Genomic DNA, 12,181 nt, shown 5'->3' with positions numbered 1-12,181 from the left:
TTTTTGGAGGGCTATTTGTCATGCTCAAAATAGTATAACATAAGGTTAATTAGAATTTTAGAGAAAAATATTGACATCCTATTAGCTGGTTTAGTTGAACAAGATAGTTAAAAATTAGCCTAGTTAAAAGTAATTTAACAAGGCTGGTTTTGTATCTCATTATTCTACTTAAACTGCTCAAATTGATTAGTTACCCATCGTTCTTGATTTTCTGCAATGTATTTTTCAACCCCTATTAATATGAGTTTTAATCGTTACAATTTTCCCCTCATTTGTTTCAAAAATTAATCCATGTAACAAAAAACGAATAGAACTATATATGGAAAAAAAGAAACAGGTGCTGTTGTTCCACATCTACCAACTATAAGAGCTACTTTATTTTTCGACCATGACTACCTTTGTTAAAAGTAGCAACTTCTTGATGGCTCTTTAGTTGGCGATAGTCTCCTATTGTTAATTGAATGATTTCAGATATCCTTGCACCTGTTTCGAACAACATACGTGCAATCAACATTTCCCGTTGTGACCAATCCACTTTTCCCCAGCTTGATAAACTTGATATGGTAAATTGCCATCATCTATTATTTGTGCCACTCTTCTTTAATAATTTTGAAATAGGAATCTGTTAATCTTCTGTGAGGAATAGCATCTTCTGTCCCTGAAATATTCGGCATTCTAGGTTTATCTTTTCTAACACCATGTTGATTGCTATAATCATGCAAAATATCTTGCCCATCTATGAATGGATTGTTATATGCATAATGCTCCAATCGAATCATCGACTTATAAAAAGATTTTAATGCTAATAAAAAGCGACTGATTGTAATAGGACTTTTATTTGTTAATTTCACAAATCGAAAGGTATCTCTCGAATTTTACATGCCAGCTCAAGCATTAAATAATCTTCTACAACTATTCGTATTATTTCAGATGAATCATTCCTTTTCACTCGTTTCCCTTGATAATTACTTTCTAGCTCCAACCATTTAAAAAATGGAAGCAGGCAATTTAAATAAGACGTAGCAGAACTCTTATCAATTCTTCCTAAACAATCATAGAAATAATCTGTTTATGCAGGGACATGTTGGTTATCTTTAAATACTAATAATTGATATTTACTCGGTATTCCTTTTGGACAATAATCATAACAATACAATCTAACACCACCTATAACAGAACGCTTGTTCTAACTTTAACTTATTTATTAGTAAAATTGTAAAATGTATAATCCTTTAATAAATTATACAAAAATAAAAAAGCACATTACTAAACTTTTCGTTTTTAGTAACGTGCTTTTTATTGAATGTGTAACATTTTATTAAAGTGTTACTAAATTTGACTCAAAGTACAATTACCTGTACTTAATCTTACAGAGTAATCTTAGGACTTTCTTATTGAAAATTATTTCACTTCTGTATTGCGACGTCGCAATAAGAATAATGCACCTAGAACGAGAGCCACACCAATTAGTGTAAGAGCTGTTTGATTTGCTCCATTTGTTTGTGGCAGTTTACCCTGCGCCTTTAACTGCGCTTCCATTTCTTTTGCATCTGCTTTGATTTTGTCAATATCAAGTGATTTTGCTACTTCTTCCTGTTCCTCTTTAGATAACTTGTTGTATTTATCGAGGAAATCCTTATATGCATCTAAAGTGTCTTTATTTGCTGTAGAAGGATTATATGGCTTTAAGTCTTTCCCTTGGTCAATGACTTCTTGTACAGATGGTTTTCCAGGTTTTGTTGTTTCAGGTTTTCCAGGATTTGTTGGATTTTTCGAATCTGTTGTTGAGTTACCTGGATTTTCTGGATCAACTGGTTTCTCCGGTTCTGGATTTGGTTTGTTTGGATCAACCGACTTCTCTGGTTCTGGAGCTGGCTTGTTTGGATCAACTGGTTTCTCTGGTTCTGGTTTTGGTTTGTTTGGATCAACCGGCTTCTCTGGTTCTGGTTTTGGCTTGTTTGGATCAACTGGTTTCTCCGGTTCTGGTTTTGGTCCTGGGCCTGGATCAGGGTTTGGACCTGGTCCTGGGCCTGGATCAGAATTTGGTTTTACTAATGCAGAACATGTATCTTTTACAGTAAATGAGCCAATTAAACTACTTCCTTCATATATATAGTACGTTCCTTGTTTAATAGCTTCGTTTGGCAATACAACCGTTCCAGTAATACTAGTTGTTAGAACTTCACTGTTGTCTACACCCTTAACGATATTTCCATTAGCATCTTTTACTGTGATCTTTGCATTCGCATTAGGCATTCCAAACTTAGTTTGTACAGTCAATGTAAACTCAGGACAGGCAGGTGCTGCTGATACTTCTGCATAACAACTTTCTGAATATTTAACTGTTATTTGACCAATGAATAGATCACCTTGATATACACGATACTTACCAGAAGGAATTTCTTTAGGCTCAATAGTAATTTGTCCTAATTCATTTGTCGTTTGGTTTGTAGCAATAATTGCACCTGTTTCATCTTTGATTGTGATATTGCTAACATTAGGACGTGGTTTACTATTTTCATCCTTCACCGTTAATGTGAATAGTTCACATTTTGGTGCTGGTTGAACTGATTTTTCACATTCGATATTTGTTTGGAAAGTACCAATTTTTTCACCATCAACTTCAACTGCGTAAGTACCTGGGTCTAAATCCCGTAATACAATAACGCCTGTCTTAGTTGTTGTATTAATAATTTCTTTACCGGCAGCATCTTTCACAACGATTTTTGTAGTATCATCCTTAATTTTATTACCATCAACATCTTTTACAGTTAATTTGAATTCTTCGCATTTTGGTAATTGTTTAATGATAAATTCATGCCCACAATCTTTTGTATACGTTAAATTTACTGTTCCTAAGAATTGTTTACCTTCGTACGCCAGATACTCACCTGGCTTTACACCATTTGTAGGATTATTTTTGTTTGATTCAAAAATAAACTTGCCTGATGCGTCTGTTGATGCCTTTACTTCTGTAGTACCTGATTTTAATGTTAAATCTTTAATATTTGTACGGATATTTCCGTCTGTATCTTCAACCACGATTGTGAAGTTTTCGCACTTAGGTGCTGGTTGAATTACATTTTCATCCTTACATTTATCATCGTATTTCACTGTAATGCTACCTAGCTTATTTTCGTTTGAATCATAAACATCGTATTGACCAGCTTTAACTTGGTCTGGAGTAAAAGTAACTTTACCGTTTTCAACGGGATAATTTTCTGATAAACCCGTCGCCTCACTTACTAATGTTACTGTTCCATTAACTAATTTACCGTCAATATCGTATACTGTTAATCCAAATTTTGTACACGCTAAACCACTTAATGGTTTGTTTTCAATTTCAATCACTTGGAAACCAGCATACTTACCTGATGTTTCGATTTCCTTTTCATCAAGTTCAAACTCTTTTGTTAATGGCTCATAGCCTGGCTGTGTTTCTTCAATTACTTTATATTTCTTACCAGCAGTACTTGGCGCTAATTTTAAGCCATAGTTTAAATAGCCATCTGCACGTGTTGTTTTTGACGCTAACACGGTGTTACCTGTGTATGGTCCTAGTAAGTCAAACTTAACGTTTTCCATTGGTAAACCAGTTGCTGCATCCGTTTTGATAATGACGAATGGTACTTTACCAACTTTACCACCACCATCATAAGTGAAGTTGTTTTTATTAAATACATTCTGACCATGCTCACCATCTGTACTAGTATAAGCAACATCTACTGTGTTGTTTAAACTCTCACCTGATGCTCCCATAAATACTGTAGAGTACGTAACGTAATATGCTTTATCACCATTAGGTAATTTTAATGTAAACGTACCTTTTTCAATATCAACGTTAAAATTAGCATCTGATAAACTAATTTCTTTACCACGAGTCGGTGTTGGATTAGTCCCTGTAAAATTCATTTCATATACTTTAAATGAATCTTTTAAAATCAATTGGTTTGGATTACCTTCGCTGTCTTTATCTACAGTGTCAGTAATAACGATGTTATTTAATTGTGACTGAGCATAGTTAAACTTAAAATTCCAGTTAACTTGCGGAGAATTACCTACTTGTTTGCCTGTTTTATCTAAGATGTTCTTAGTATGAGCAACCGATACATCTTTCTCCCATTCTGCGTTAGGCTTAGTACTTGTTTTTTCATACAATGCTGCTTTATTACTAATTGTAATATCAGAACCATGTGGGAATACAGCATCAGCATCTTTTGATGTATACGTCACCTTATAAGGTCCTTTAATCGGTCCTAATTCGAGCATGATTTCATTTTTGTTAGGTGATTTATTAGTGTATTTTTTTGATGAGACTGGTTCAAATTCTCCCGCTGAATTTAATTCACCTTCAGTTACTGTAATACTAATCACTTCTTGAGATGGATCTAGTGTATCTTTAAACACCGCATCCTCGAACTCATTGTAGTTAAAGTTTAGCTCAACATCCCAATGGAATGTTTTTGTTTCATAGTTATAATAACCATCTTTTTTACCATTTGCTTTTTGTTCTTCTTTAACCTTTTGCGTTGCTGAATCAGACGACTCCGATTTGAATATACCAGTGTCTTTCAATTTCACAGTATTAGTGTAAGTACGATCATTTGTACCAATATCTTTAATTTCATAATCTGTTGTATAGTTAATTTCAATTACACCATTAACAGGCTGTTCTAATTTAAGAATAAATCCTGTTTCTTTACCGTCAACTTCTGTTTTATCTAAAGTAAAGTCTTTAAACTCATTACCATCAACTGTGACTGTTAAACTACCATCTTTTAATTTTAGTAATGAATCACCATACGTATCTTCAAATATTGCACCTGATTTCAACCCATATTTCGCTTGGTTCGCCACAATCTTCCATGATATTGTTTTATTTTGGTAGTCAACGCCAAGAGCAGATTTGTCTAATACTAGTTCATTCTTTTTATAATGAGAATAGGCGATACTTTCCAAACCATCCTCACGAGTAACTGTATTTTTTACTGTAATTTCAGTTGTCGGATATACACCATCGTCAGGCCTAGTTTTGTATTTAATAACGTATGCTTCTGTTACATCGTCATTAAACGACAATTCGAAACCATTTGTTCCATTATGAGTTAATTTATATTTTTCTTTAGCAACAGGCGTGCCATTCTCATCATAAACGTCTACATTTCCGGCTAAAATTTGTGTCTCATCCCATACATCAGTTAATATTGCCTGTTTTGCTGGAATATTACGCTTATTAAAGTTGTATTTAATCTTCCATTCTGTTGTTAAATCAGCAATATTAGGACCTGAACTTGACTTTTCTAAAGGTGTACCAAATTCAACATTCACATAAATTGGTTTCGTTGATGTTCCATTGTAAGTAGCAACGTTACCAAAGTTTGCCTCTTCAACATTACCCGGATCGCCAACTTTTGTTGTATAAATAATACGGTAACCTGTATGTTGCTTATTTGGTAAGTCAATTGTCATTGTATTATCATTAATAGTTGTCGGTGGTGCAGGTGTTAATTCTTTACCTACTGATATAGTTCCCGTTGGAGAAATACTTAATTCTGTTACAGTTGGAATGCCTTCAAAGCTATGTTGATTAATTAATGTGTCAGTAAATATAGTATTACCAGTATTACTATTCACATCTAAGTTCGTATTAACATCTACTGTCCAAGTAATAAATTCACTGTTTTTACCATCACGGTCTGCTTTACCTGATTTAGAAACTGCTTGACCGCTATTAGCTGGTTGAAAATTCAATTCAATCGTCTGGTATCCTGGCACTTCAATATTCTGTAACCAACCATCACCTACAGATTGTAGTTCACCTTTAATAGTGAAATAAACATCTTCTACTATTGTACCCGCATTAGCTTCATCACGAATTTTATCCGTGAATGTAAGAGTAGCAGTTTGCCCTGAAACAACTACATTACCAATTAAAGCACCTTGATAATATAATGGTGTGTCTCCACTTAGACCTGCAAATTGACTCGGCAATGTATAAGTTAAAGTAGAACCTGCACTATATTGGTGACCTGGGACTAAACCTAAATCCACTCTAAATTCTACAAAATCTCCAACTTTTCCTTGTGCCGATGTTCCAGAAACTTCTGCCCCATTAATTTTTAAAGTGACTTTCTCTTTAAAATTAGGATCTTCTCTATCAACAGGTAGACCAGGTGTTATTTGTTCATTCGATAGCTGTGGTGATTCACCCTCTACTGTTTTTTTAGCATCGTCCCCTTCGCCCTTAAGGTCATCTGCACTTTGATTTTTATCTTCTGTACTTTGATTTTTATCCTCTGTACTTGGATCTTTATCTACTGTACTTGGACTTTCATCTACTGTACTTTGATTTTTATCCTCTGTACTTGAATCTTTATCTAATGTACTCGGATTTTTATCTTCTGTGCCACCTTCTCCATTTTTGATACTAGTAATATCACTAGATTCTTTACCATCTTTTCCAATTTCTTGGTTGTGATCTTGTTGCTCAGACTCTAATGGTGTTGAAGAGGTGTCTTCAATCGCAAACACTGATATCGGTGATAGCACTGTTTGGAATACGAGTAGCATTAAGATTATTGCTATGTTTAGTTTTTTAAATTTCCTCATGTTTCTCTCCTTTTCTAAGTTCAGAGGGATACCTGTTGGTGTTTGCTGACGACGTTGCATCCTTTCTACATTTTGTAAAGGTATGCTACAAACATCGGTTGATCTCTCTTTCCTCCTATTCAGTTGTCGTCATACATTCTATTAAGTACTCGGAGTAGGTATTCATGATGACTTATGTATATTCGATGTACAATTAGAATGTATACATAGTACTTTTGTGACACCTTCAACAATAGGCCTCACCCCCTATAGGGTTTTAGGCTCATTATAAAAGATAATACTAAACAATTTCTAAACAATCACGGACTTTTTATTTAAAAGATTCTAAAAAATTTTATATTTTTTCCATTTTTTTCATCTTTATACACAACAAAAAAACAGTGAAAGTAACTCAATTAGAGTACTTTCACTGTTTTTCACTATTTGTATGTTGGAATACTATTTAATTTAATTATTTTATATACATATTTTTATACATAAAAAAATTTTTTATTTTTTCCCTTTTCCTTCAAGTATGGCTAATATTTGCTTCTTAATATCGGAATGGGTACTGTTGTCTTCTAAGAAATCTAGTGGGAAATAGACTTTATGATCTCGCTTCATGCGGCCAGAAATAGAATCAACAATAATAGATTCACGCGATAGCTCTCGTAGCTCTCCATTTTTCATTTCTAAGAAAATAGGAACACGCACTTCTTCCTCTCCAGGTCGATAAAAGTCATAAGGTAGATCTGCCGTCGTATCATGGACAAGATAATATTCTGGATTTAAATCAGCTTGCTTGAAGAGTTCTTGGAGTTTTTGATATTTATCCAACTCAACACCTGGGTCTAAATCGATGTACTGAAATAACTTTCGATTAACAAAACGGCGGCTTAAGTCACTTAATATAGCATCTTCCTCTTGCATCCAAAGCTGAAAATATGTAAAAAGAATACTTTCATCTAATGCAAGATAGTCTTCAAGCGTAATTGAGTTACGGAAAAACGCTAAAAAGTGTGTAGGCTCGTGCTTAAATTTGTAGCCTGCCAAGCTTAGTTCTTTAGCGCGTTTTAAAATATTATTTAAAACAACCTCTGCGCTGCGAGATACTGGGTGGAAATAAATTTGTAAGTACATTTGATAGCGGCTCATTATATAATCCTCTACCGCATGCATGCCCGTCGTCTTAATAACGACTTGATTTTTTCGCGGACGCATCACTCTTAAAATTCGTTCCATATCAAAATGACCATAGCTTACGCCAGTGAAATAAGCATCACGCTGTAGGTAATCCATACGATCTGCGTCTATTTGGCTAGATATTAAACTGACAACCTGCTTATTCGGATATGTTTTTTCAATTACCTGTGATACTTTCTCTGGAAAATCAGCTGATACTTTTTTTAATACTGCATTCACTTCTGTATCGCCGAGTAAAATTTGTCTTGTATAAAATTCGTGATCAAGCTCAAAGACATTTTCAAAAGCGTGTGAAAATGGCCCATGCCCTAAATCGTGTAATAGGGCTGCACAAAGCACAAGCAATCGTTCATCCTCATCCCATTCAGGACGACCTGCAAATATATCATCTACTATGCGGCGTACAATTTCGTAAACGCCAAGCGAGTGACTAAAACGGCTATGCTCCGCTCCATGGAACACTAAAAACGTTGTACCGAGCTGGCGAATTCGTCGTAATCGCTGAAATTCTTTCGTACCAACTAGATCCCAAATCGCTTGATCCCGTACATGCACATAGCGATGCACTGGATCCTTGAATACTTTTTCCTCTTGTAATTTAGCTTTTGCATAATGTGTCAATTGTACAGCACCCCCGTTTCCTATTTGTTCTATTATATGCGATAAATATAGGACTAGCATACATATTTACTTTTAATTATAGAGACTATCAACCTAACTCGCTGTATTCTCGTCTTAATTTAGGATTCTATTGACCTAATTTCCAAGCAATGGAGCGAAAGTAAAGCTTCTCGCCCCTCACTTTATACGTTCTATCCATCGAAGTGACTCTTCTTTCCGTTCACTTCGATGATTCTATCCGTCGCTCTGGCTCTTCTATCCATCACTTCGTTAGTTATTCGTAGCTTTGATTCTTCTATCGGTAGATATTAAAAATGCAGAAAAAAACAAAAACTATCTCCAACTAGACTAGTGAAGATAGCGTTTTGTTTTACTTATTTTTTTAACTTTGCTAAAACCTTTTCCATTAGTTCTTCTTCCGTTAATGCAGCAACAGGACGGCTATTTACAAAGGTAAATGTTTTTTTACGTCCTGGGCCACAATAAGAATGACAGCCAATTTCGATGGTTGCATCAGGATCGATTTCCTTTAATTTTGGAATTAACGTTTTTAAGTTAACGGCCTGACATTCATCGCAAACTTTAAATTCGTTTGCCATTTTGTCAACAACCCTTTCTATATAGTATTTTCTTAACTTCTTTCAGCAAGTGTCTTTTGACCGAAAGCGTAGCGACAGGTACAGATCTCTTGGTAGCGAAAGCAATGCGTCAGCTACAGAAGTCTCCCATTCTATAGGTGGTGAGATAAATGCGGTTTTAGATCACTTTTTTAGCGGGTGTCCAAACATCCGCTAAAAGAAGTTAAAGCCTCCGGCAGATGTCACGGAATCGGGATGAGGTTCTTTGTGCAAGCACAAAGCCGATTCCGGACGTAATTATGCCGAGGCATAATTGATTCAAAAATTCGTTTCTATTGAACGTATGACTTCACATAGTTAAGTATGTAGCATACGTACAAACCTACATCGGGTATTGTATCGCATTTTTCCCCTTGTATTCAAGCATAATAATTCCTTCCACATAGATGAATAAAAGGTTAAAAGATTGGTCATGCTAATTGTAAATAAAAGTTCCAAATAAAGGTGGGAGGATTTTAATATGAGTAAAGTAAGACAAGATGCTTGGTTAGAAGAAAACGATGAATTATTAGCTGAGGCGGTAATTCGCCATGTGACGGAAGGTAGTACACAATTAAATGCCTTTGAAGAAGCTGGTGATGCTTTAAATCGTACTGCTGCTGCATGTGGTTTTCGTTGGAATGCTGTTGTTCGTAAAGAATACGAGGAACAATTATCAGAAGCAAAAAAAGAAAGAAAAGAAAGAATGCGAGTGTTAGGAGCTCCAGCAAGACGTCGTGCTTCTAGTATGTTTACAGTTAATAGTAGTGCCGCAGAGGGTAAATCAATTCCTCTATCTGCATTAAATCTTGATATTGTTATAGCCTATTTACTACGTTTACAGCACTCTGGTGAAATAGGTAATGAGTCTTCAAAATGGAGACAACTAGTACACGTAACATCCGAGAAAAATAAAAAACTAGAGAAGACAATTACACAGCTTGAAGAGGAAAATCGAGCTATTCGAAAAGATTACGAGCAGTTTGTACAAATTATGAACCGTGCAAGACGACTAGTAACACTAGATGAAGAGGAAGAACGAATTGCACCTGTTTTCAAAATGGAGAAAAACGGAAATCTTGTTACAAGTAGCCCTTATACACAAGAAAATGGCGATGCGCTTAATTAGCAGCATCGCTTTTTTTCTTTGAATTTGGTACCTTCACGATTATGCTTTACTTTGGTTCAAGCATTTTCGTATTCCGATCTAAAACACGTTGTAAATAAAACGCATATTGCGTTAATTCTTCATCATGAAAAGATTCAGCCCGAATTTCTTCTGCCATATTGTGAAGAAGCTGCTGTAAACGAATAACAACGGCTTCCACTGTTAATGATGCATCAATAAGTTCAGATAATGACGCCATCACATCAGGGACGATATTAGGATACGTAAATTTTGTTTCCTCACCTTTTAGACTTTCCTCATAAAAGTCACGAATGAGTGCTGCTCGATCAGAACCGCTTCCTTCAATACATAAATAAATTTGCACTGCTACTCCTTGACGTAAGCGTCTCTGAGAAATACCCGCAAATTTCTTCCCTGCAATACTTAAATCATAAGAACCTGGACAATAGGAGCCTACAATTTCATAGGCTTCAATTTGATCCGATACTTCAGGGAACAATCCTTTTACTAGAGCTACCATGACATCATAGCCATCATTAATGCTTAGCGCTTCCGTTTGTTCAGATAAAACAATAGAAATATTCAGTACACCTTCATCAAGCACAACTGCTAATCCGCCTGAATTGCGTACAATAGGATCATAGCCACGTTCTTTGAGCAAATCCATGCCCTGCTGCACATATGGTAAACGGTGATCCTGAATACCAAGCACAACCGATGCATCATGTACCCATGTACGTATAGTTGGTGGAGAAGCTAATTGCCCTACTAACTGACATAAAGTATCGTCTGTTGCAAAGGATTCAAGTGGCGATCTTTGCTTTGCGCTAATGGATTGATCGTAAAAACGCCAAATCGGCTGTTGTAAAATACTTTTCATGATTGGAACTCCTCTATCTACATCTATTCTCTTTAGAATACATTATCTATCGAAGGTGTCAAATTCGTGAAATGTAATCATGAACTTAGGGAATTTGTACAAACTATGATAAACTAAAATTTGAATGATATTCACTTATAAAGGAGTGTTCTTAATAATGAATGAAGCAGCAATTACTTTAGATGGTTGGTACGCTTTACATGATTTCCGCTCACTTGACTGGGCTTCATGGAAACTAGTTTCTGCTGAGGAACGCCAAGCAGCAGTAGAAGAATTCATTGCATATTTAGAAAAATTAAACGAAGCTGATATCGCTAAAACAGGTTCTCATGCATTTTACGCAATCGTTGGTCAAAAAGCTGACTTTATGATTATGACATTACGTGAAACAATGGAAGAGCTACAAGAGCTTGAAGCTGAATTCAATAAATTGGCGATTGCTGATTTTACAATTCCTACATATTCATATGTATCTGTTGTAGAGCTTTCTAACTATTTAGCAGGTGATTCAGACGAAGATCCTTACCAAAATCCACATGTGCGTGCTCGTCTATATCCTGAACTTCCACGTGCTAAGCATGTATGCTTCTATCCTATGGATAAACGTCGTCAAGGCAATGACAACTGGTATATGCTTTCAATGGATGAACGCAAATCTCTAATGCGTTCTCACGGTATGATTGGTCGTGGCTATGCTGGTAAAGTTAAACAAATCATTACTGGTTCTGTTGGCTTCGATGATCATGAATGGGGCGTAACACTATTCGCAGATGACGTACTACAATTCAAAAAATTAGTATATGAAATGCGTTTTGATGAAGTTTCAGCTCGCTACGGTGAGTTTGGTGCATTCTTCGTTGGTAACCTTCTTGATAACGAAAAACTTGTGAAATTCTTAACTGTCTAAAATGATTTCAATATCAATTTCGCCTTGACGTCATTGCGTCCGGAGGCTTTATCATCATTCAGTAGATGTTTGGAGAAGGATCCACATCGGCATTCATCTCTCTGACTTCATAAGGTAGGAGTCTTCAGCTGAATGAAGATAAAAGAGGCTGGGACAAAACCCCTCCCTAAACTAAAAAGCCGGTGAAATTTTACGATCAGTAAAATTTCACCGGCTTTGAATTTTTGTCATAAAAA

The 12,181-nt window shown here is 35.5% G+C and carries 8 protein-coding genes; 2 read left to right on the top strand and 6 right to left on the bottom strand.

Annotation, left to right across the window (positions count from 1 at the left end; translation table 11 throughout):
* Positions 1-370: 370 nt before the first annotated feature.
* From ACIPKN_RS26660 to ACIPKN_RS26640, 5 genes are all read right to left on the bottom strand, one after another.
* Positions 371-535, bottom strand: coding sequence for a hypothetical protein (locus ACIPKN_RS26660; protein WP_400941992.1), 165 nt, complete (start codon positions 533-535; stop codon positions 371-373).
* A gap of 46 nt (positions 536-581) precedes the next feature.
* Positions 582-851: a hypothetical protein gene (locus tag ACIPKN_RS26655; protein ID WP_400941989.1), complete on the bottom strand. Its 270-nt coding sequence runs from the start codon at positions 849-851 to the stop codon at positions 582-584.
* Between the two features lie 550 nt (positions 852-1,401).
* Positions 1,402-6,609 carry a collagen binding domain-containing protein gene (locus tag ACIPKN_RS26650; protein WP_400941987.1) on the bottom strand — a complete coding sequence of 1,736 codons (5,208 nt, stop codon included), beginning with the start codon at positions 6,607-6,609 and terminating at the stop codon, positions 1,402-1,404.
* Positions 6,610-7,098: 489 nt separating this feature from the next.
* Entirely contained in the window at positions 7,099-8,472 is a 1,374-nt protein-coding gene (locus ACIPKN_RS26645) for an HD domain-containing protein (RefSeq protein WP_400941985.1), read from the bottom strand.
* Between the two features lie 314 nt (positions 8,473-8,786).
* A complete protein-coding gene (locus ACIPKN_RS26640) occupies positions 8,787-9,011 on the bottom strand; it encodes a YuzB family protein (RefSeq protein ID WP_049667962.1) in 225 nt (74 codons plus the stop codon).
* 499 nt (positions 9,012-9,510) lie between these two features.
* Between ACIPKN_RS26640 and ACIPKN_RS26635 the strand changes: the two genes are divergently transcribed.
* Positions 9,511-10,158, top strand: coding sequence for an RsfA family transcriptional regulator (locus ACIPKN_RS26635; RefSeq protein ID WP_142509390.1), 648 nt, complete (start codon positions 9,511-9,513; stop codon positions 10,156-10,158).
* A gap of 46 nt (positions 10,159-10,204) precedes the next feature.
* Here the strand turns inward: ACIPKN_RS26635 and lipL are convergent, their stop codons facing one another.
* On the bottom strand, positions 10,205-11,038 hold the full coding sequence (gene lipL / locus ACIPKN_RS26630; protein WP_400941982.1) for an octanoyl-[GcvH]:protein N-octanoyltransferase: 834 nt from the start codon (positions 11,036-11,038) through the stop codon (positions 10,205-10,207).
* A 157-nt stretch (positions 11,039-11,195) separates the two neighbouring features.
* Here lipL and hemQ point away from each other — a divergent pair, with 157 nt between their 5' ends.
* A complete protein-coding gene (hemQ, locus tag ACIPKN_RS26625; RefSeq protein WP_142509392.1) occupies positions 11,196-11,945 on the top strand; it encodes a hydrogen peroxide-dependent heme synthase in 750 nt (249 codons plus the stop codon).
* Positions 11,946-12,181 lie beyond the last annotated feature (236 nt).

Origin of the sequence: Lysinibacillus sp. NPDC086135, from assembly GCF_044746345.1 — a bacterium.
Lineage (GTDB): Bacteria > Bacillota > Bacilli > Bacillales_A > Planococcaceae > Lysinibacillus.
This window is presented reverse-complemented; position numbering and strand designations above follow the sequence as displayed.

Coding starts and splice junctions, on each gene's coding strand:
- ACIPKN_RS26650 (WP_400941987.1), bottom strand. CDS start 6,609: ATGAGGAAATTTAAAAAACTAAACATAGCAATAATCTTAATGCTACTC.
- ACIPKN_RS26645 (WP_400941985.1), bottom strand. CDS start 8,472: ATGCTAGTCCTATATTTATCGCATATAATAGAACAAATAGGAAACGGG.
- ACIPKN_RS26640 (WP_049667962.1), bottom strand. CDS start 9,011: ATGGCAAACGAATTTAAAGTTTGCGATGAATGTCAGGCCGTTAACTTA.
- ACIPKN_RS26635 (WP_142509390.1), top strand. CDS start 9,511: ATGAGTAAAGTAAGACAAGATGCTTGGTTAGAAGAAAACGATGAATTA.
- lipL (WP_400941982.1), bottom strand. CDS start 11,038: ATGAAAAGTATTTTACAACAGCCGATTTGGCGTTTTTACGATCAATCC.
- hemQ (WP_142509392.1), top strand. CDS start 11,196: ATGAATGAAGCAGCAATTACTTTAGATGGTTGGTACGCTTTACATGAT.